Source organism: Nonomuraea sp. NPDC049309, from assembly GCF_043196965.1.
GTDB classification, from domain to species: domain Bacteria; phylum Actinomycetota; class Actinomycetes; order Streptosporangiales; family Streptosporangiaceae; genus Nonomuraea; species Nonomuraea fastidiosa.
Genome location: NZ_JBICSH010000004.1, coordinates 506,040 through 526,506, shown reverse-complemented (window position 1 = coordinate 526,506; position 20,467 = coordinate 506,040). Strand labels below are relative to the sequence as shown.

The following is a 20,467-nucleotide window of genomic DNA, read 5'->3' as shown; positions in this document are numbered from 1 at the left end:
ACCGCCCCATCGGAGCACCACTGCCCGAAGCGGTCTATCAGCCGCGCTTGTCAGGAAACGTCAGCGGTCGAGCATGGCCTCTTCGAAGTCGAGCTGGGTCATCACCTGCCGCAGCACCTCGTCGTCCAGCCGCCGTTCGTCGCGCAGGCGGACGAAGACCTGCCGTTCGGCCTTCAGCATCTCGCGCCGCAACCGGCGGTAGAGCGTACTCGGCGTCTCGGAGCCGCCGGGCCCGGTGCCGCCGCCGAGGCGTTCCCAGGCGGTCAGCGACCGCCGCCACGACTTCTCCCTGAGCTGGTCGATGACCTGTTTCTGGATCTCGTCGGGCTCGTCGCCCAGCTCGGCGACGAGCCGGTCGAGCTCCGCCAGGCCCGCCTCCAGAGCCGCCTGCTGGGCGGCGGCCTCGGCGAGCAGGTCGTCGTAGCGCTCCTTCTCGCTCGAGACGTGCAGTTTCCTGATCAGTGCGGGGAACGTGGTGCCCTGGATGAGCAGCGTGCCGATCACGGTGGTGAACGTGAGGAACAGCAGCAGCGCCCGGTCGCGCGCGGGCACGCTCTCGGGGATCGCGAACGCGGCCGCCAGCGAGACCACGCCGCGCATGCCCGCCCAGCCGAGCACGACGGCCTGCGGGACGTGGGTGCGGCGGGCCGCCCTGATGAGCGGCGCCAGCGCGAAGATCCAGCCGAACCTGGCGGCGATGACGGCGGCGAGCACCGCCACCGCGTAGAGGGCGACCTCCCAGGGCCGGTAGCCGGTGATGCCTTTGATCACGGGTACGAGCTGCAGCCCGATGAGCGCGAACACCACGGCTTCGAGGAAGAAGACCACGACCCGCCACACGGCGCCGGCCACCAGCCGGGTGCCGAAGCCGCGCAGGTGCATCCGGTGGCCGAGATAGAGGCCGACGATCACGACGGCGATCACGCCTGAGGCGTGCACCGACTCGGCCGCGAGATAGGCGCCGAACGGGATGAGCAGCATCACCGTGGTCTCGACGAGCGAGTCGCGCAGGCGTTCGAGCACCCAGGCGCAGGCCCGCGCCAGCGCCAGGCCGACGGCCACCCCGCCGAGCGCGGTCAGCAGGAACTCGCCGAGCCCCGCCCAGAGGCTGATCGCACCGCCGGTGGCGGCCCCGATGGCGACCCGGTAGAGAGTGAGCGCGGTGGCGTCGTTGAACAGGCTCTCGCCGATGAGGATGGTCAGCGTCCTGCGCGGCAGGCCGAGCCTGCGGCCGACCGCGACGGCGGCCACCGCGTCGGGCGGCGCGATGATCGCGCCGAGCGCGAACGCCAGCGCGAGCGGCAGACCGGGCAGCAGCAAGTGGACGAGCAGCCCGGCCACGGCCGCGGTGAACAGCACGAGCCCCACCGACAGCAGCGCGACCGGCCGCCTGACGTCACGCAGCCGCAGGTAGGAGCTGTCGAGCGCGGCGGAGTAGAGCAGCGGCGGCAGGAAGACGTACAGCACCAGGTCGGGGTCGAGCGGCACCTCGGGCACCAGCGGCGATACCACCAGCCCGGCCGCCACCAGCAGCAGCGGTGCCGGCCAGTTGTGCCGCCGCGCGAGCGCCGAGACCGCGACCGCGCCGCCGGCCAGCAACAGTAGTTGCAGGCCACCGCTCGAACCCACCAATGCCCCCCGCGCCTGGACGTGACCGCCTCAGCAGGCCGTCTCGCGCTGAAGCGTACCCGGCGGCGAGTGGCGGGGATTCACCACTCCCTGCGGTCGCTTCTCTCGTGGTAGTCGGGCTGCTCGGGGCGCAGGCGCTCGCCCGTGGAGAACATGGGGTCCACGTACGGGCGGGTCATCTCGGCCTCGGACTGCGGGTACTGCTGGTCCTGCCGGCCGAGCGACAGCAGCGGGTCCACCGGGTTGGCCGCCGGGTTCTGGTAGGAGCCGTAGTCGTCGGCGGCGGGCTGGGACGCCGGGCGGCGGCGGCCCGCGCCGGGGATGCCGTGCATGGGCGTGCCGAGGCCCGCCACGGTCGGCTGCGGCTGGGCCTGCTGCTGGGCCTGCTGCTGGGCCTGCTGCTGGGGCTGGGCGTAGCCGTCGGAACGCCGGCCGCCGTACGGGTCGGAGGGGTAGGGGTCGGCGGAGTACTGGTCGCGGCGCTGCTGCGACCCCTGGTACGGGTCGGCGGCCTGCGAGGGGAAGCCGAGCGGGTCGGTGTTCACCGGCGACGGGCGGCGCTGCTCGGAGGGCATCTGGTAGCCGCGGTCGGGATCGACGTACTGCGGGCCGGTGAACGGCTCGGCCGAGCGGCTCTGCGGCTGGGCGTACCGGGGGTCGCTGAGCGGGTCGCCGGTGTACTGCGGGCCGCTGAAGGGGTCGCCCGTGTACTTCGGCTGCGGGGCGGTCGAGTCGACGTACTGCGGGCCGGTGAAGGGCCGCTGGTCGGCGAAGGCCTCGCGGGGCGCGGTGGTCTCGCCGTAGGAGTCGCGCGCGCCGGAGTCGCCGTACGAGGCGACGAGCTTGTCCTGCGGCGGGTTGCCCCTGGCCACGAGCACGTCGTTCGGCGAGAGCGCCGCCGTGGGGCGCTCGTCGAGCGGCGACGGCTGCGCGTGCTGCGGCTGCTGCCGGTCCTGCTGTCCGCGTTGCTGGGCGTGCTGCTGCGGCCGGTCCTGCTGGACCTGCTGGGGCGGGGCCTGCCCCGGCTGGGGCGGCCGGTGGTACTGGCCGGTGCCGGGGATGACCTCGGTGCCCGGCTCGTGCGCGGGCACGGCGGCCTGCTCTCCGGTCGCCTCGGCGTACCCCTCGTCGAGGGTGTCGAGCAGCCGGCCGACATCCTCCATCGGCATGCGGAAGCTCGCAGTGCACATCTCCCCGCGCCACAGGCTGAGGACGAGGGTGCCCTCATGCCACGTGACACGCAGACACCGCTCCTGACCTCGCGCATCGAAGAAGACTTCGCCGAACGACGGCAACGGGACAACTTCCGACATGGCAGACATACTGCTTTAACCAGCCTTTATTCGTCCACTCAACCCCGGAAAACCCTACTTAACCGGCCTTCCCATCTACTCCCGGAACCCCCCTGGTCACGTCCGGTGAATCCCCCACCTGCCAGTTGACGTTCCGATCGCCCAGTGTGCCACGCAACCCGCCGTGAGTTTTCGGGAACGCCGGGATGCGTCTGGCCGATCACGCCGCGTTCGGCGCGGCGGCCCCGGAATGCGGGTAGCGTTTACTGCCGTGCCCGATTCCCATCTCCCGCCAGTGGAAGAACTGCTCAGCATCGCGGTCAACGCTCTCGGAGGAAGCGAACGCGAGGGCCAGATCACCATGGTGCGGGCCGTGCAACACGCCATCGACGCCAAGCAGCACCTGGCCGTCCAGGCGGGCACGGGCACGGGAAAGTCGCTGGCCTATCTGGTGCCGTCCGTCCGCCACGCGATGGACAGCGACAAGCCCGTCGTGGTCTCCACCGCCACCATCGCGCTGCAGCGCCAGCTCGTCGACCGCGACCTGCCCCGCCTGGCCGAGGCGCTCGGCAAGGAGCTGCCGCACGAGCCGACGTACGCGATACTCAAGGGCCGCCGTAACTACCTGTGCCGCTACAAGGCCTCCGCGGGCTGGCCCGAGGAGGACGAGCAGGACCAGCTGTTCGATCCGCGCGAGGTGAGCGCCACCGGCCGCATGGTGCAGCGCATCCAGCAGTGGGCCGAGGAGACCGAGACCGGCGACCGCGACGAGCTGGTGCCGGGCGTGAGCGACCAGGCGTGGCGACAGTTCTCGGTGAGCGCGCAGGAGTGCCTGGGCGCGAGCCGCTGCCCGAGCGGCGCCGAGTGCTTCGCCGAGCTGGCCAGGGCGCGCGCGGGCGAGGCCGACGTCGTCGTGACCAACCACGCGCTGCTCGCCATCGACGCCATGGGCGAGCTGCCGGTGCTGCCCGAGCACGAGGTCGTGGTGGTCGACGAGGCGCACGAGCTGGTCGACAGGGTGACCTCCGTGGTGACGTCGGAGCTGTCGGAGGCCTCGGTCATGCTCGCCGTACGCCGCGTCGGCCGCCTCATCGACCAGCCCATCGCCGATCAGCTCCTGGAGGCCGGCGAAGACCTCAAGGCGCTGCTGGCCGCCGCGCCGCCCGGCCGCATCGACGAGCTGCCGCAGGTGCTGGGGCTGACCCTGCAGGCCATCCGCGACACCGCGTGGCGCTGCATCACCGCCCTGGGGCCGCGCAACGCCGACAAGGACGACCCCGACAAGGCGGGCCAGCGCAAGGCCGCGTTCACGGCGCTCGACGAGGTGCACGACAGCGCCGTGCGCATGCTCGACGCCTACGGCCACGCCACCGAGGCCGACCGCGCCGAGGTCGTCTGGCTCGACCCGGGCAGCGACCGCCGCCCGCCCGTGCTGCGGGTCGCGCCGCTCAGTGTCGGCGGCATGCTGCGCGACAAGCTGTTCGGCGAGCGCACGGTCGTGCTCACCTCGGCCACGCTGGCGCTCGGCGGCACGTTCGACGCGCTCGCCGCCCAGTGGGGGCTCGGCGAGGCCGGCAAGGACTGGCAGGGCATCGACGTCGGCTCGCCCTTCGACCATCCCCGCTCGGGCATCCTGTACGTCGCCAAACACCTCCCCCAGCCGGGCCGCGACGGGCTGCCCCAGGCGTACCTCGACGAGATCGCCGAGCTGATCGAAGCGGCCGGCGGGCGCACGCTGGGGCTGTTCTCCTCGATGCGCGCCGCCAAGGCGGCGACCGAGGCGCTGCGCGACCGGCTCGACGTGCCGCTGCTGTGCCAGGGCGACGACTCGACGATGCTGCTGGTCAAGCAGTTCGCCGAGGACGAGCCGACCTGCCTGTTCGGGACGCTGTCGCTGTGGCAGGGCGTCGACGTCCCCGGGCCCTCGCTGCGGCTGGTCATCATCGACCGGGTGCCGTTCCCCCGCCCCGACGACCCGCTGACCTCCGCCAGGCAGCGCCATGTGGCGGCGAAGGGCGGCAACGGGTTCATGGCCGTCGCGGCCAACCACGCCGCGCTGCTGCTCGCGCAGGGCGTCGGGCGGCTGCTGCGGTCGCAGGACGACAAGGGGGTCATCGCGGTGCTCGATCCCCGGCTGGTGACGGCCCGCTACAGCGGTTTCCTGCTGAACTCGCTGCCGCCGTTCTGGCGCACCACCGACCCGGCCGTTCCGCGCGCCGCGCTCAAGCGCCTGGCCGCCGCCTCCTCCTGAGGTCCCCTCCCCCAGGCGATGCCGGGGCGGGCTCCGTCCGTGATCATCGGACGGGCCGCAGAGCGAGCAGGGAGGTACGCGACGGCACGGTGCGGTCGTCTTGCTCACGGTCGCGGCGCCGGTGACCGCGCACGGCACGCCGGAGCCCACGCCGCATGGCGGCCAGGTGGCCTACCACCGCAAGCCCGACGGCGAAGCCGCGGGTCCTGGACGCGTTCCGGACCCGCGAGGCCGACAGGCCCGCCGTCGCCGGGGAGTGCTCGCCCTGGCGGGCGCCGCCCGGCCCGGAGCTCAGGCCCAGGGGGCGAGCTCGGGGCGCTTGGGCGACAGGCCGTCGCCGGAGGAGACGCCGCGGATCCGGCGCGACACCCACGGCACCAGGTGCTCCTTGATCCACTGGGCGTCCTCGCGCCGCCTGGTGCGGGGATCGACGGTGCGCGGCGGCCACTCCTTGCGCCAGTCCTCCTCGAACGGCACGCCCAGCACGTCGAGCACGCGGGCGGCCACCAGCCGGTGACCGTCCTCGTTCATGTGCAGCCGGTCGGCGCTCCAGGCCCGCCAGTCGCGCAGCCCCTGCATCGACCACTGGTCGACGAGCTTGCAGCCGTACAGGTCGGCGATGGAGCGCAGGTGCAGGTAGTAGATGGCGAACTTGCCGCGCAGGCGGCGCATGATGGGCGTGTCGCGCGGGTCCACCCCGGTGAACAGCAGCACGTCGGCCCCGCCGGAGCGCAGCTCGCGCACGGCCCGTGCGAGGGTCTTGGCCATCACGTCGGGGTCGCTGCCCGGCCGCAGCAGGTCGTTGCCCCCGGCACAGAAGCTGACCAGGTCGGGCGCCATGTCGACGGCCGGCGGCACCTGCTCGGCCACGACCTGGTCGAGGAGCTTGCCGCGGACGGCGAGGTTGGCGTAGCGGAAGGAGGGGTCGTCGGCGGCGAGCCGCTCGGCCACCCGGTCGGCCCAGCCACGGAAGTGCCCGTCCGGACCGGGATCGTTCAGTCCTTCTGTGAAGCTGTCGCCGAGCGCGACGAAGGACTTGTAGTGCCTCATGAGGTGGTGATCATCTCCGCGATAGCGTGCAGCGCAAGGACGTATGACTGTAGCCCGAAGCCGGCGATCGTGCCCGTCGCCACCCCGGCCACGACGGAGGTATGGCGAAACTCTTCCCTCGCCGCGGGGTTGGAGATGTGAACCTCGATGAGCGGGGCGGTGCGCTGGGCGATCGCGTCCTTGAGCGCGTAGGAGTAGTGGGTGAACGCGGCGGGGTTGAGCACCACCGGGATGCGGCCGTCGCACGCCTCGTGGATCCAGCCGATCATCTCGGCCTCGTCGTCCGTCTGGCGTACCTCGACGTGGTGGCCGAGCTTGCGGCCGGTGTCGCGGCAGAGGGCGGCGAGGTCCTCCAGGGTCTCGGAGCCGTAGACGTCGGGCTCGCGGACGCCGAGCCGGCCGAGGTTGGGGCCGTTGAGGACGAGGATCATGCGGAGATCTCCTTGTAGGCGGCTTCGAGCAGCTCTTCCGCGGGGTCTTCGAGGCGGCCGGGCCTGGCCAGGTCGTCGAGCACGACGAACCGCTGCTTGGCGCCGCGGTTCTTCTTGTCGAGCCGCATGTGCTCGCGCAGCCGCGGCCAGGCGTCGGCGCGATGGCTGATCGGCAGGCCCACCGAGGTGAGGATGGAGCGGGTACGGCCGGTGAGATCGGCGCGGCCGGACAGCCTGGACAGCTCGGCGGCGTAGACCATGCCGATGGCGACCGCCTCGCCGTGGCGGATCGTGTAGTGCTCGTCGCGCTCGATGGCGTGGGCGAGCGTGTGGCCGTAGTTGAGGATCTCGCGCAGCCCGGCCTCGCGCAGGTCGGCGCCCACGACGTCGGCCTTGACGCGGATCTTGCGCTCGATCAGCTCGCGCGTGTGGGGGCCGTCGGGGCGGGTGGCGGCCTCGGGGTCGGACTCGACGAGCCGCAGGATCTCGGGGTCGGCGATGAAACCGCCCTTGATGATCTCGGCGAGGCCCGCGACGTAGTCGGCCTTGGGCAGCCCGGCCAGCGTGGACAGCTCGCACAGCACGCCGGCGGGCGGCAGGAAGGTGCCGACGAGGTTCTTGCCCTCGGCGGTGTCGATGCCGTTCTTGCCGCCGACGGCGGCGTCGACCATGGCGAGCAGCGTGGTGGGCACGAGCACCACCTGGACGCCGCGCAGCCAGGTGGCCGCGACGAACCCGGCGAGGTCGGTGGTCGCGCCGCCGCCGACGCCCACCACGGCGTCGGAGCGGGTCACGCCGTGGCGGCCCAGCTCGGACCAGAGCCGGGCGGCCACCTCGACGGTCTTGCACTGCTCGCCGTCGGGCACGGTCAGCTCGGCCACCTCGTAACCGGCGCCTTCGAGCGCCTCGCGGACCGGCCTGGTGATCTCGGGCAGGGTCTCGGGCGCGATGACGGCGACGGTGCGCACGCCTGGCTTGAACAGCGTGGCCGACTCGGCGAGCACGCCGGTGCCGACGACGACGTCGTACGGGCTGTCGCCCCGCACGTGGATCCTGGTGGCGCTCACCCGGGCAGCCCCTTCATGATCTCGTCGGCCAGCTCTTCGGGCTCGCGCTTGTCGGTCACCACGGTCACCGTGGCCAGCCGCTCGTAGATGGGCCGCCGCTCCTCCATCAGCGCCTTGAGCCTGCTGCGCGGGTTGAGCACCAGCAGCGGGCGGGCGCTGGCCAGGCCGACCCGCTGGACCGCGTCGGCCAGCCCGACCTGGAGGTAGACGACGTGCTGGCCCTCGAGGAGCACCTGCGTCTCCTCGTGCAGGATGGCGCCGCCGCCGAGCGACAGGATGCCGTCGTGCTCGGCCAGCGCGCGGCGCACGGCCTGGTGTTCGAGCTCGCGGAAGCGCTCCTCGCCGTCCTCGACGAAGATGTCGGAGACGGGCTTGCCCGCCACCGCCTCGACGTCGGCGTCGGTGTCGCGGAACCCGACGCCGAGCCGCTCGGCGAGCAGCCGCCCGAGCGTGGTCTTGCCGGATCCCGGAGGCCCGATGAGCACGGCCTTGGCTGTCATTTGATCACCATGGAAGAGAGGTAGCCGGACAGGTTGCGGGCGACTTCCTCGACGGAGTCGCCGCCGAACTTCTCGAGCGCCGCGTCGGCCAGCACCAGCGCGACCATCGCCTCGGCCACGACGCCGGCCGCGGGCACGGCGCACACGTCGGAGCGCTCGTGGTGGGCCTTGGCCCGCTCGCCGGTCTTGACGTCGATCGTGGCCAGCGCCCTCGGCACCGTGGAGATGGGCTTCATGGCGGCGCTGACCCGCAGGATCTCGCCGTTGGTCATGCCGCCTTCGACGCCGCCCGCGCGGTTGGTGATGCGGCGCACGCCGTCTTCGGTGCTGTACTCGATCTCGTCGTGGGCGCGGGAGCCGGGCCTGCGCGCGGTCTCGAAGCCGTCGCCGACCGCGACGCCCTTGATCGCCTGGATGCCCATGAGCGCGCCGGCCAGCCGGGAGTCGAGCCTGCGGTCCCAGTGGGTGTAGCTGCCGAGGCCGGGCGGCAGGCCGTAGGCGAGGACCTCGACGACGCCGCCGAGGGTGTCGCCGTCCTTGTGCGCCTTGTCGATGACGGCGACCATGGCGGCGCTGCCCTCGGGGTCTGCGCACCTGACCGGGTCGGCGTCGATCCTGGCGAGGTCGCCGGGGCCGGGCAGCGTCTCGGCCGGGGTGCGGGCGCCGCCGATCTCGGTGACGTGGCTGACGATGTCGACGCCGAGCGCCTGCTTGAGGAAGCGCCGCGCGACCTCGCCGAGGGCGACGCGGGCGGCGGTCTCGCGAGCGCTCGCCCGGTCGAGGACGTTGCGGGCGTCGTCGAAGCCGTACTTCTGCATGCCGGCCAGGTCGGCGTGGCCGGGGCGCGGGCGGGACCGGGGGGCGTTGCGCGCCAGGCCCTCGAGCTCGGCGGGGTCGACGGGGTCGGCCGCCATGACCTTCTCCCACTTGGGCCACTCGGTGTTGCCGACGCGGATGGCGACGGGGCTGCCCATCGTGCGGCCGTGGCGCACACCTCCGACGATCGTCACCTTGTCCTGCTCGAACTTCATCCGCGCGCCGCGGCCATAGCCGAGCCTGCGGCGGCGCAGGGCCTCGTCGATGTCGGCCGTGGTCACCTCGACCCCGGCCGGCAGGCCCTCGAGGATGGCGACGAGTTCGGGCCCGTGGGACTCTCCGGCGGTCAACCAGCGCAACATGCGTACAAGTCTTCCACGTACCGCCGAGTGGGATGTCCCTCCGCTCACCCAGCGAGACAGAGTGTCGTGAACGCGCCGAGCAGCATGAAGGGGCCGAAGGGGAACTGGGTGTCCCTGGTGCCGCGCCGGGACAGCAGGAGGAACAGGGCGTACAGGGCGCCGAACACCTGCCCGGCGAGCGCCGCGGCGGCGACCGCGGGCCAGCCGAGCGGGCCGCACGCCATGCCGATGAGCCCGGCCAGCTTCACGTCGCCGAACCCCATCGCCTCCGGCCTGGCCAGCCACAGCACGCCGTAGACCGCGATGAGCGCCGCGCCGCCGGCCAGCGCGGCCGGCAGCTCTCCCGCCGGGAGGAGCGCGAGCGCCATGATCGGGTACGCGGGCAGCGTGATGGCGTCGGGCAGCGTGTACGTGCGCCAGTCGATGACGGCCAGGGCGGCGCCGATGACGGCGAAGCACGCGTACGCGGGACCTGCCCGCCACGCGACCACGGTCACCAGGGACGCGGCGGCCAGCTCGATCACCAGGGGGTCCGGTGCCGGCGCGGGGCCGTCGTCGTAGGTGCCGGCCAGCGCCCTGATGCGGGCGCCGCAGAGCAGGCCGATCGCCGCCATGAGTGCGAGCACGCCGCAGAACCTAGCCCGCTCCCCCGCCCTCCCGCGGCCGATGCGCGCAACGGGTATGGCGCGGCGGGCGGCCCGCCCGGCCGCTTCGCGCGGATCACGCCCGAGGGCCGCGGGTCAGCGGCTCTTTCTGGAGAACCACCGCCGCTTGGGCTTGGCCGGTGCGGGGCCGGGCGCGACCCTGGCCACGGTGACCCCGCTCAGCTCGTTCAGCGTGCCGGACTCGACGGCGGCCAGCGCGGCGAGCACGTCGCCCTCGATCACGAACTGCACGGGACCGGCGACGTCCACCACGACGGCCGCCGCCTGCTCCTGCACGGCGGCCCTGCACACCTGCAGCGTGGTGGCCTGGATGGGGCGGGCGTCGGGCCGCCAGCGGGCCAGCGACTCCGTGCCGGTGAACGCGAGCACCGCCTGCCTGCCGTCCTTGCCGACGAGCTTGGGCAGCGCCATCTCGCTCTCCTTCTCCTGCCGCAGCCCGTGGGCGCCGACCTCGGTCTCGGTCAGCAGCGCGACCACGGGGACCAGCAGGCGGGCCGTGCTGAGCGCGTTGAGCACCTCGGCGGGGCCGCCGGTGCCCGCGTCGTAGGCGGCCAGTGCGGCGGTCACGGCGGGGGCGGCGGAGCCGTCGTCGTGCGGGTCGAGTGGTTGCGGGATGTTCGGCACGACGTACGAGCCTATCCGGCGCCCGCCCCGCTCCCGCCGGAGGACCGGCCGGGTGCTAGCCCAGGTCGGCGATGGCCGCGACCGGGCCGCCGCCGGACGGCCCCTGGTGCACCGCCGCCACCGACACGAACACCGCGGGATCCCCGGTCACCGAGGCCGCGACACCGCCGACGGCGGCCTTGATCTGCCGGTGCCAGTGCACGTCGGAGTCGTCCAGCATGATGTTGCGCCGCCCGCGCACCCGCCCCGACGGGTCGGCCTCGCACTTCATGAAGACGTTCACCAGCCGGCCCTTCAGATCGGACGGGTGCGGGCGTTCGGGCAGCGGGATGCCGGAGTCCCTGATGGCCGCCCAGATGCCGTCGGCGTCGAGCGCGTCCTTCATGACGCTGTGGCCGATGCGGTAGCGCCCGCCGATCCCGCGCACGTTGCCGACCAGCACGATCTGCGCCCGGTCCAGCTCGACGCCGGACGAGCAGGAGGCCACCGAGGAGTACAGCGACAGGTCCTTGTGGATCTGGTCCTCGCGGGGCATCTCGATCTCGCCGAGCGCGACCGCGATGCCGAGCGCGGCGGTGGAGTTGGACAGGTCCATCGAGGGGCCGGTCTCCTCGATGGCGGTGGTCTGCCCGCGGCTCTTGGCGTCGCTGATCGTCGCGAGCGTGAGCAGCGGCGTCTTGGTCTGGACGTAGTGCACGTCGCGCGGGTCGTCGATGCCGGCGACCTTCATGGCCTCGCGCACGCCCGCCGCGACCTTCTCCACCATGGCCGGGCGGCCGATGTCCTCGGGCAGGATGACCTCGCTCATGGCCACGCCGACCGACAGCCGCGGCTCGTCGGTCGCGGGGGCGTTCGCCGTGGTGGCGAAGATGGTCGCGTGGGGGCTGAGCACGCCGTCGGTGCCGCCCGACCACACCAGCGGCACGCTCTCCGGCGCCGGATGCCCGCCCGCGGCCAGCACCTCGCGGAAGGCGCGGTCGGCCAGGATGCGCGTGTAGTCGTTGACGCCGCCGTTGCCCTCGGTCTTGCCGATGACGGCGAGCACGCGTTCGGCCTCGATCACGCCGTCGTCGATGAGGCGTGACAGGCCGGAGGCGTCGGTGACGCTCTCGATCGGCACCTTGCGCACTTCGATCGGTTCCGGCATGCGTTGCCCTCCTCCTGCCCGGTTTCCGCTGACGCTACCGAGCCGGCCAGCGGGGTTCATGGTCAATGTGTGCCCACGTAGACCGGCGGTGATGTCAACCTGCGCTCATCGCCGGCGGCGGTCAGGTCCTGGGGGTGATCCGGGCGCGTACCCGCCGCGGGAGATGGCCGCGGACATCGCCGGCCGCACCCCGGGACGCGGTTGGTGACGATCGAGGCGGGGCATCTGATCCACATGGGAGCGCGCACGGAGTTCCTGCGGGCGGTCGGCGCGTTCCCCGACCTGTCCACCATGTGACCCCATCCACAATCAAAGGGGGCACATGGGGCAAACTTGACCTCAATGTCACAAAGATCCGCCATCGTAGATGGGGTGCGCACCCGGCTCAGCGATCACGTCAAGGAACGGCTGGGCACATTCGCCCTGACGGCGCCCTCCATCGCGCAGTGCGCGGTCGGTTCGGCCGTCGCCTGGACGATCGCCATCGAGCTGCTCGGCCACCCTCGCCCCTTCTTCGCCCCGATCTCCGTGCTGATCTGCGTCGGCGTCGGGCTCGGGCAGCGGCTGCGGCGGCTGGTGGAGCTCGTCGTCGGGGTGAGCCTCGGCGTCGGCGTGGGCGACCTGCTGGTGTCCTGGATCGGCTCGGGCGCCTGGCAGCTCGCGCTGGTCGTGGCGCTGGCGATGACGGTGGCGGTCTTGCTCAACAGCGGGGCGCTGTTCGTCGCGCAGGCGGGCTCGTCGGCGGTGCTGGTGGCCACGCTGGTGCCGGGCGAGAACGTGGGCGGGCTCGACCGGATGCTCGACGCGCTCACCGGCGGCATCGTCGGCATCGCGGCGGTGGCGCTGATGCCCGCGAGCCCGATCTCGATCGCGGCCAAACACCTCTCGGGGGTGCTCGACGCGCTGTCCACCGTCATGGAGCGGGCCGCGGAGGCGATCGAGAAGCGCGACGTGGAGCTGGCGGCCGAGGCGCTGGAGGAGGCGCGTACGACGCAGGCCGCCGTCGCCGAGTTCGAGGCCGCGCTGGAGACCAGCAAGGAGATCGCCATGATCTCCCCGCTGCACCGGCACCGCCGCGCCCGGCTGGCCCGCTACGAGACCGCCGCCATGCCGGTCGATCTGGCGCTGCGCAACACCCGGGTGCTGGTCAGGCGGACGCTCGCGTCGCTCGGCGAGGCGAGCCCGCCCCCCGCCGCGCTGGCCGAGGCGATGCGCGAGGTGTCGGAGGCGGCGCTGCTGCTGCAGCTCGAGCTGGGCGCGGGCCGTGAGCCCACGCTGGCCCGCCACGCGCTGCTCGCGGTGGCCGCCAGGGAGCGCCCGAAGAGCCTGGGCTTCTCCGCGCACGTCATCATCGCCCAGCTGCGCTCGGTCGTGGTGGACCTGCTGCAGGCCACGGGCATGAGCAACGAGGAGGCCACGGCGACGCTGACGCCGCTGGACGAGGCGGGCAAGGGCACCGACCACCGCTGAGAAGGGTGCGGCGCACGCGGCCCCGGACCCACCGCGACGCCCGCGAGCCGGACCCACCGCGGCGGCCGCGCCCGCGAGCCGGACTCGGCGCGGCCCCCTTGGGACTCAGGCCGACAGGCGCTTCAGGCGGGAGACCGCCTCGTCGATGACCTCCTCCTTCTTGCAGAAGGCGAAGCGGACGAAGTGGCGGCCGCGCTCGGGCCGGTCGTAGAAGACCTGCGTGGGGATCGCGACCACGCCGGCCAGCTCGGGCAGGCGGCGGGTCAGCTCGAGCCCGTCCTCGAAGCCGAGCGGCCGGATGTCGGTCTGGACGAAGTACGTGCCGGAAGGCCGCAGCACGGAGAACCCGGCCGCCGCCAGACCCTCCATGAGCCGGTCGCGCTTGTCCTGCAGCCCGGAGGCGAGCGCCTTCACCCACTCCATCTCGTGGCGCAGCCCGTACGCGACCGCGAGCTGCCACGGCGCGCTCGCGGTGAAGGTGAGGAACTGCTTGACCGTCGAGACCGCCGTGACCAGGGCGGGCGGCGCGCAGACCCAGCCGGTCTTCCAGCCGGTGACCGAGAACGTCTTGCCCGCCGAAGAGATCATCACCGTGCGCTCGCGCATGCCGGGCAGCGTCGCGATCGGGATGTGCTCGACGCCGTCGAACGTGAGGTGCTCGTACACCTCGTCGGTGATCGCGATCAGGTCGCGCTCGCGGCACAGCTCGGCGATGGCGGTCAGCTCGTCGCGGGTGAAGACGGTGCCGGTGGGGTTGTGCGGGGAGTTGACCAGGATCGCGCGGGTGCGGGGCGTGACCGCGGCGCGCAGCTCATCGGGGTCGAAGGTGAAGCGGCCATCGACCGGGCGCATGGTGACGGGGACGAGCCTGGCCTGCGCCAGCGCGATGGAGGCGGCGTAGGAGTCGTAGTAGGGCTCGAAGACGACGACCTCGTCACCGGGTTCGCAGAGCGCGAGCACGCTCGCCGCCACCGCCTCCGTGGCGCCCACCGTGACCAGGATCTCGCTCACCGGGTCGTAGGTGAGCCCGTAGTGCGCCGATCGGTGCTCGCTGACCGCCTGCCGCAGCTCCAGCACGCCGGGCCCCGGCGGGTACTGGTTGGCGCCCGCCCCGATCGCCTGCACCGCGCGGTCGAGCATCGCCGCCGGGCCGTCGGTGTCGGGGAAGCCCTGGCCGAGGTTGATCGATCCGGTCTGTACGGCGAGCGCGCTCATCTCGGCAAAAATCGTCGTGCCGAAGGCGCGCATCCTGGCAACAAGTGGTTCGGTCACGGCTCCACACTATTAGTCTCGTGCCGTGTTCATTCGGGTCGTGCTCGCCCTCGCCCTGTCCGCGCCTCCCGCGACGGCACCGGCCCAGGCCGACCCGAGTCCCTGCCCGGCCCCCGTGCCCGCCCGCACGGTCTGCGGCTTCCTCGAGGTCCCCGAGCGCAGGGACGCACCCGGGCGCACGATCAAGGTGGCGTACGCGGTGCGCCATTCGCCGGCCCGCGACCGCAAGCCCGACCCCGTGGTCTTCATGGGCGGCGGGCCGGGCGCGCCGTCGATGCCGCACCTGGACGCGCTGGCCCGCGCGTTCCCCGACCGTGACGTGGTGGCGGCCGAACAGCGCGGCGGCGCGTGGTCGCGGCCCGCGCTGGCCTGCCCCGAGACCGCGCAGGCGCTGCTCGGGCGGTTGCGCGAGCAGCCGTCCGACGTGGGCGCCGCCGCCGCGCGCTGCCGCGACCGGCTCGCCGGTCAGGGCGTCGATCTGCGCGGCTACCGTACGGACGAGATCGTCGCCGATGTGGTCGCGCTGCGCTCTCACCTCGGCTACGAGAGGTGGAACCTGCTCGGCGCCGGCTACGCCGCCCGCGTCATGGCGGCCGTGGCCGCCGCCGATCCGGCGGGGACCCGGGCCGTGGTGCTCGGACCCGGCGACGACCCCCGCGACCCCGCCGCCGTCATGGCCGGGCTGGGCGCGCGCGACGCCTTCGGCGCAGCGGTGGCCCGGCTGAACGCCCGCCCGGCGCGGGTGATCGCGGTGGATCCGCTGCTCGGCAGGGAGTTCACCGCCCGGGTGCGCGGCGACGACCTGGCCGCGCTGCTCGGCGTGGCGCTGCGCGACCCGGGGACGGCCGCGGTGGCGCCCGCGCTGGTCGGCGCCCTGGCCAGGGGCGACGACGCGCTGCTGCGCCCGCTCGTGGAGCGGCTCGGCGACGAGCTCGCGGCGCGCGAGGCCGGGCTGTACCACGCCGTACGCTGCCAGGACGATCCCCCGCCCGCCGCGTCCCGCCTCTTCACGGCCGCCGCCGACAAGGCGGTGTGCGACGCATGGAACCTTCCCCGAGGCGCCGGGCCCGCCGCGCTGCCGGTGGCCGCGCTCAAGGCGCCCGTCTACGTTCTCGACGGCCGCCACGACCCGGCGACGGTGCTGCAGGCCCGTGCCGTGGCGTCCCGCGCCGGCCTCGCCGCCGATGACTGCGCCCGGCGCAAGGTGGCCGCGTTCGTGGCCGACCCGGCCGCGCCGCCGTCCGGCCCCTGTCCCGAGGCGCGGCCGGTGGAGCTGCGCGTGACGGCCGCCCCGTACCAGATCGCGAAGACGCCGTGGCTGGCCGCGCCGTTCGCGCTGTTCGCCGCGGCCTGCCTGATCCAGCTCGTCACGGCCGCGCTGAAAGGCCTCGCGCTGCCCGCGTTCGGCGGGCTGTCCGGGCTGGCGTTCGCGGGGCTGACCGCCCAGTCGGTGTGGGAGCTGGCCAGGAGCAACGCCGGCGCGCTGACCGTCGGCCTGCCCGCGATCACCGAGTGGTACACCGCGCTCGCGGTCGTCTCCGTGCTGCTCACGCTGGCGGCGCTTGTGCACAACCGGAGATGGCCGCAGATCACCGCGGCCGCCATCGGCGCGGGATTCCTCGTATGGTGGTTCACCTGGGTCCTGTGACGCGCATCCGTGAGCTCGACGCCCTACGCGGCTTCGCGGTGGGCGGCATCATGCTGGTCAACACCTGGCAGCACACCCACAAGGAGCCGCGCGTCCCGCTCGACTGGACGATCGAGACGCTGTTCCAGAGCCGCTTCTACCCCATCTTCTCGATGCTGTTCGGCATCAGCTTCCTGCTGTTCCTGCGCGGTAACAGCAGGTGGGCGCTGCTGAGCCGGCTGTTCTGGCTGTTTTGCATCGGCAAGGTGCAGCACACCTTCTACGAGGGCGAGGTGCTGACCGACTACGCCTTCTACGGCGTGCTGGTGCTGCTGCCCGCCTCGTTCATGCCGGGCGGGCTGCCGGTGCTGCTGCTCGGCGTCATCGTCACCATATGGGGGCTGATGGTGGGCGGCGGCGTGCTGCTGATCCCCGGCCTGTTCCTGCTCGGCATGGCGCTGTGGCGGCTGCGGCCGCCGCGCGAGCTGCTGCTGCCCGGGTTCGCGGTCACGGCGCTCGCGACCGTGCTGCTGACGGCCGCCAGGCAGGCCACCGGCGACGGCACCGTCTACAACATGGCCGCGATCACGGGCGCGGCGGCGTACTCGCTGGGCCTGCTGCTCGTGCTGCGCCCCCGCCTGTCGGCGGTGCTGGAGCCGCTCGGCAAGATGGCGCTGACCAACTACGTCACGGGCACCGCCGTGATCGTGCTCGCCGTCCCGCTGCTCGACGCCGACCCGACCCGCTGGTCCGTGCCCGCCCTGGCGGCGGTGACGCTGGTCGTCCAGGCGCTGTTCAGCCGGTGGTGGCTCGGGCGGTTCCGGTACGGGCCGCTGGAGTGGACATGGCGCTGCCTGACCTACTTCCGTCTTGTGCCCAACCGGCTAGAGTCGAGCCGTGACGACCATCGCCCTCTGCCAGATCCCGGTGTCCCCTGACCCGTCCGTCAATCTCAAGAGGGCCAGGGAGGCCATCGCCGCCGCCGAAGGCGCCGACCTCGCGATCTTCCCCGAGGCCACGCTCACCCGCTACGGGCGGCGCATCACGAGCCTCGCCGAGCCGCTCGACGGCCCCTTCGTGTCCGGGCTCGCCGAGTCGGCCCGCGCCCACGGCATCGCGGTGATCGCCGGCACGTTCGAGACCGGCGGCGAGCGCGTGCGCAACACCGCCGTGGCCATCGACGCCCAGGGCGCGATCGCGGCGGCGTACCGGAAGATCCACCTGTTCGACTCGTTCGGCGCGAAGGAGTCCGACCTGGTCGAGCCGGGCACCGAGCCGGTCGTCACCGAGCTCGCCGGGCTCAAGGTGGGCCTGATCACCTGCTACGACGTGCGCTTCCCCGAGCTGGCCAGGGCGCTGGTCGACCGGGGCGCCGAGCTGTTCGCGGTGATCGCCGCCTGGGGCTCGGGGCCGCTCAAGGAGGACCACTGGATCACCCTGGTCAGGGCGCGGGCGCTGGAGAACACCATGTGGACCGCCGCCGTCGGCCAGGCGCCCAACCCCGCCGAGTCGTCCGACGGCTACGGCGTGGGCCGCAGCATGCTGGTCGATCCGCTCGGCGTGGTCCGCGCCGACATGGGCACCGGGCCCGGCGTGCGCCTCGTGGAGATCGACCACGAGTTCACGGCGACCGCCCGCGCCACCCTGCCGTGCCTCGAACATCGCGTTCTGTAGCCGGGGAGTGGCCCATCACGGGGTCAAGCGATCGTAAAGTAGACCCGTGAGTGGAACGCAGATGCAGAAGGTCGTCCCGCCGCGTCTGCTCGTGCCCTACCTGTCGGGCAAGCGCACGGTCATCTCGGGCTACGTCTACCGCGTCCAGGACTGCGTCAGGCTGACCACCCCCGAGGCGCTGTTCTACGGGCTCGACCTGTCCTTCGACGGCTCCGAGCTGTTCGCCGAGGTGCCCGAGCTCTACGTCATGCGCTGGTACGCCCGCGACGTCGACAACTACCAGGTGCCCTACGGGCCCCACATGGGCGGCGACTGGAGCGACGCGCCACCGTTCGCGGGCAACGGGTTCACCACGTCGTCCGAGCACGTCGTGCCGCAGTTCCACACCATCCCCATGCCGATACCGGCCGGGGCGCAGATCGTCCACGTCACCGCCGAGGGCGAGCGGCCCTTCGCCGAGTACGACGGGCTGACCTGGCGGCCCGCCGCATGAGCGTCGAGACCACGCCGATCGCCTCGGGCTTCGTCGCCCGCTTCGGCGAGCACACCCTGCCCGCGGCGCTCGGCCCCGACAGCGACCAGGTCGTGCTGTTCAGCGAGACCGAGCTGGAGGGCTTCGAGCCCGCATCCGGCTACTGGCGGCGGACGGTGCCGCGCTCCCAGGTGGAGTGGCTGGTGCTCATCCGCACCGTCGGCGCGTTCGGCGGCGAGCCGTGCATCGTGCTCGACGAGGACGACGACGGCCTGCACATCGCCTACACCGGCCACAGCGGGATGAAGGCCGAGGCGCTCGGCTACTGGATGGTCGATCACGGGGCGTACGAGGTGGTCGTGCCCCGCGAAGAGGTCACCTCCATCCGCATCGAACGCATCCCGGTGCCGTAACGCGCCGCGCCCCTTCCCGACCGGCGCGCCCTGGTCGGGGTGCGCTCGGCGGGGCCGGCCGATCGGGCGCGCCGGGCAAGGGCGGCCGGGCGGAGCGGGCCGGGCAAGGGCGGCCGGTCAGGAGCGCCGGGCAAGGGCGGCCGGTCAGGAGCGGGCCGGCCGATGGCCGGTCGGCCCGGGTGGCGGGTCTAGCGGAGGTGGCGGTAGCGGGCGTGGCGGGCGGCCAGCCGCTCCTCCTTGTCCTGCCGCAGCAGGTGCGCGATCTCGTACTCCAGCGCCCGGCCCACCCGCTCGCAGAACTGGCGCGGCTCGTACGCGGCGTCGGGCAGCTCGGGCACGACCCGGTCCACGATGCCGTCGTTGCGCAGGTCGGTGGCGCGGATGCGCTGCGCCTGGGCGATCTCGGGGGCGAAGTCGACCGAGCGGTAGAGGATGGCGGAGGCGCCCTCGGGCGGCAGCGGCGACAGCCAGGCGTGCTGGGCGCACAGCACCCGGTCGGCGGGCAGCAGCGCCAGCGCGGCCCCGCCCGCGCCCTCGCCGAGCAGCAGGCAGACCGTGGGCGCCTCGAGCGTCACCATCTCGGCCAGGCAGCGCGCGATCTCGGCGGCCAGCCCGCCCTCCTCGGCCGCCTTCGACAGGTCGGCGCCCGCGGTGTCGATCACGGTGACGAGCGGCAGGCCCAGCTCGGCGGCGAGGCGCATGCCGCGCCTGGCCACCCGCAGCCCGGCCGGGCCGAGCGGCGCGGTGGTGCGCTGGAAGCGCCGGTCCTGGCCGAGCACCACGGCCGGCGCGGTGCCGAACCTGGCCAGCGCGAGCAGCAGCCCGGGTTCGTTCTCGCCCTCGCCGGTGCCGCTGAGCGGGGTGACGTCGGTGGCGGCGAGTTTGAGCAGCGCGCGCACGCCGGGACGGTCGTCGCGCCGGGAACGGGTGATGGCCTCCCACGCCTCGACCGGCCGCAGGTCCTCCTCGGGCGGCTCGCCCGCGACCACGCCCGAGCCGTCGTCGGCCAGCACGGACAGCGCCCTGATCGCGACCTCCCTGGCCTCCTCCGCCGACACGACGGCGTCCAGCAGGCCCTTGCGGTGAAGGTTCTCCGCGACCTGCACGCCCTCGGGAAAGGGGTAGCCGTGCAGCGACTCGAACACCCGCGGCCCCAGGAACCCGATCAGCGCCCCAGGCTCGGCGGCCGTGACGTGCCCGAGCGACCCGGACGACGCGAACACGCCGCCGGTCGTCGGATGCCGGAGGTAGACCACGTACGGCAGGCCCGCGGTGCGGTGCGCCTGGATCGCCGCGGTGATCTTCACCATCTGGACGAACGCCAGCGCGCCCTCCTGCATGCGCGTGCCGCCGGAGGCGGGCGCGGCGAGCAGCGGCAGCCGCTCGCGGGTGGCGCGCTCGACGGCGGTGACGAACCGTTCGGCCGCGGCCACTCCGATCGAGCCCGCCATGAACGAGAACTCGCACGCGACGACGGCCACCCTCCGGCCGCCGAGCAGCCCTTCGCCGGTGATCACGGCCTCGTCGTAGCCGGACTTGATGCGGGCCGCGGCCAGCTCGTCGGCGTAGGAGGAGCCTGGCTCGGCCGGATCGGCGGGCGGCACATCCCACGATTTCCACGATCCCCGGTCGAGGACCGTGTCAATCAGCGTGCGCGCGTCCGGTCGGCTCACTATCGCTCCCTAGATGTCTGCCAACGATGCAA

At 73.2% G+C, this 20,467-nt stretch carries 19 protein-coding genes; 7 read left to right on the top strand and 12 right to left on the bottom strand.

Annotation, left to right across the window (positions count from 1 at the left end):
- Nucleotides 1-60 precede the first annotated feature (60 nt).
- Together ACGFIM_RS27485 and ACGFIM_RS27480 are read right to left on the bottom strand one after the other, a co-directional pair.
- The gene (locus ACGFIM_RS27485) at nt 61-1,629 is read right to left on the bottom strand and encodes a Na+/H+ antiporter (protein ID WP_393205361.1); all 1,569 of its coding nucleotides are present in this window, start codon (nt 1,627-1,629) and stop codon (nt 61-63) included.
- Between the two features lie 80 nt (nt 1,630-1,709).
- Nucleotides 1,710-2,798 carry a hypothetical protein gene (locus ACGFIM_RS27480; protein WP_393205358.1) on the bottom strand — a complete coding sequence of 363 codons (1,089 nt, stop codon included), beginning with the start codon at nt 2,796-2,798 and terminating at the stop codon, nt 1,710-1,712.
- A 373-nt stretch (nt 2,799-3,171) separates the two neighbouring features.
- On the opposite strand from ACGFIM_RS27480, the gene ACGFIM_RS27475 reads away from it, so the two are divergent.
- The gene (locus ACGFIM_RS27475; protein ID WP_393205355.1) at nt 3,172-5,172 is read left to right on the top strand and encodes an ATP-dependent DNA helicase; all 2,001 of its coding nucleotides are present in this window, start codon (nt 3,172-3,174) and stop codon (nt 5,170-5,172) included.
- Nucleotides 5,173-5,463: 291 nt separating this feature from the next.
- On the opposite strand, the gene ACGFIM_RS27470 is transcribed toward ACGFIM_RS27475, so the two are convergent.
- From ACGFIM_RS27470 to ACGFIM_RS27435, 8 genes are all read right to left on the bottom strand, one after another.
- A complete protein-coding gene (locus ACGFIM_RS27470; protein WP_393205352.1) occupies nt 5,464-6,222 on the bottom strand; it encodes an SGNH/GDSL hydrolase family protein in 759 nt (252 codons plus the stop codon).
- Nucleotides 6,219-6,653, bottom strand: a complete 435-nt coding sequence (aroQ, locus tag ACGFIM_RS27465; protein ID WP_364067516.1) for a type II 3-dehydroquinate dehydratase — start codon at nt 6,651-6,653, stop codon at nt 6,219-6,221. Before aroQ ends, ACGFIM_RS27470 begins: the two co-directional genes overlap by 4 nt.
- On the bottom strand, nt 6,650-7,720 hold the full coding sequence (aroB, locus tag ACGFIM_RS27460; protein WP_393205349.1) for a 3-dehydroquinate synthase: 1,071 nt from the start codon (nt 7,718-7,720) through the stop codon (nt 6,650-6,652). Before aroB ends, aroQ begins: the two co-directional genes overlap by 4 nt.
- Entirely contained in the window at nt 7,717-8,220 is a 504-nt protein-coding gene (locus ACGFIM_RS27455; RefSeq protein ID WP_393205346.1) for a shikimate kinase, read from the bottom strand. The genes aroB and ACGFIM_RS27455 overlap by 4 nt, the downstream gene beginning before the upstream one ends.
- Nucleotides 8,217-9,398, bottom strand: a complete 1,182-nt coding sequence (gene aroC, locus ACGFIM_RS27450) for a chorismate synthase (protein WP_393205343.1) — start codon at nt 9,396-9,398, stop codon at nt 8,217-8,219. Before aroC ends, ACGFIM_RS27455 begins: the two co-directional genes overlap by 4 nt.
- 44 nt (nt 9,399-9,442) lie before the next feature.
- Complete coding sequence (locus ACGFIM_RS27445; protein ID WP_393205340.1) at nt 9,443-10,024, bottom strand: prepilin peptidase; 582 nt, start codon at nt 10,022-10,024, stop codon at nt 9,443-9,445.
- 114 nt (nt 10,025-10,138) lie between these two features.
- Nucleotides 10,139-10,687: an SseB family protein gene (locus ACGFIM_RS27440; RefSeq protein WP_393205337.1), complete on the bottom strand. Its 549-nt coding sequence runs from the start codon at nt 10,685-10,687 to the stop codon at nt 10,139-10,141.
- Nucleotides 10,688-10,742: 55 nt separating this feature from the next.
- On the bottom strand, nt 10,743-11,834 hold the full coding sequence (locus ACGFIM_RS27435; RefSeq protein WP_393205334.1) for a ring-opening amidohydrolase: 1,092 nt from the start codon (nt 11,832-11,834) through the stop codon (nt 10,743-10,745).
- Nucleotides 11,835-12,206: 372 nt separating this feature from the next.
- Here ACGFIM_RS27435 and ACGFIM_RS27430 point away from each other — a divergent pair, with 372 nt between their 5' ends.
- Nucleotides 12,207-13,304: an aromatic acid exporter family protein gene (locus ACGFIM_RS27430; RefSeq protein ID WP_393205331.1), complete on the top strand. Its 1,098-nt coding sequence runs from the start codon at nt 12,207-12,209 to the stop codon at nt 13,302-13,304.
- A gap of 105 nt (nt 13,305-13,409) precedes the next feature.
- On the opposite strand, the gene ACGFIM_RS27425 is transcribed toward ACGFIM_RS27430, so the two are convergent.
- A complete protein-coding gene (locus ACGFIM_RS27425) occupies nt 13,410-14,576 on the bottom strand; it encodes a pyridoxal phosphate-dependent aminotransferase (RefSeq protein ID WP_393205328.1) in 1,167 nt (388 codons plus the stop codon).
- Nucleotides 14,577-14,601: 25 nt separating this feature from the next.
- On the opposite strand from ACGFIM_RS27425, the gene ACGFIM_RS27420 reads away from it, so the two are divergent.
- Genes ACGFIM_RS27420 through ACGFIM_RS27400 form a run of 5 tightly spaced genes read left to right on the top strand, consistent with a single transcriptional unit; the run spans nt 14,602 to nt 18,762 of the window.
- Nucleotides 14,602-16,224, top strand: a complete 1,623-nt coding sequence (locus tag ACGFIM_RS27420; protein WP_393205325.1) for an alpha/beta fold hydrolase — start codon at nt 14,602-14,604, stop codon at nt 16,222-16,224.
- Nucleotides 16,221-17,141: a DUF418 domain-containing protein gene (locus ACGFIM_RS27415; protein ID WP_393205322.1), complete on the top strand. Its 921-nt coding sequence runs from the start codon at nt 16,221-16,223 to the stop codon at nt 17,139-17,141. The genes ACGFIM_RS27420 and ACGFIM_RS27415 overlap by 4 nt, the downstream gene beginning before the upstream one ends.
- Nucleotides 17,101-17,877: a carbon-nitrogen hydrolase family protein gene (locus ACGFIM_RS27410; RefSeq protein WP_393205319.1), complete on the top strand. Its 777-nt coding sequence runs from the start codon at nt 17,101-17,103 to the stop codon at nt 17,875-17,877. Before ACGFIM_RS27415 ends, ACGFIM_RS27410 begins: the two co-directional genes overlap by 41 nt.
- A 46-nt stretch (nt 17,878-17,923) precedes the next feature.
- The gene (locus tag ACGFIM_RS27405) at nt 17,924-18,370 is read left to right on the top strand and encodes a hypothetical protein (RefSeq protein ID WP_364067490.1); all 447 of its coding nucleotides are present in this window, start codon (nt 17,924-17,926) and stop codon (nt 18,368-18,370) included.
- Nucleotides 18,367-18,762 carry a hypothetical protein gene (locus tag ACGFIM_RS27400; RefSeq protein ID WP_393205316.1) on the top strand — a complete coding sequence of 132 codons (396 nt, stop codon included), beginning with the start codon at nt 18,367-18,369 and terminating at the stop codon, nt 18,760-18,762. The genes ACGFIM_RS27405 and ACGFIM_RS27400 overlap by 4 nt, the downstream gene beginning before the upstream one ends.
- Nucleotides 18,763-18,950: 188 nt before the next feature.
- On the opposite strand, the gene ACGFIM_RS27395 is transcribed toward ACGFIM_RS27400, so the two are convergent.
- Nucleotides 18,951-20,435: a carboxyl transferase domain-containing protein gene (locus ACGFIM_RS27395; protein ID WP_393205313.1), complete on the bottom strand. Its 1,485-nt coding sequence runs from the start codon at nt 20,433-20,435 to the stop codon at nt 18,951-18,953.
- Nucleotides 20,436-20,467: the final 32 nt, after the last annotated feature.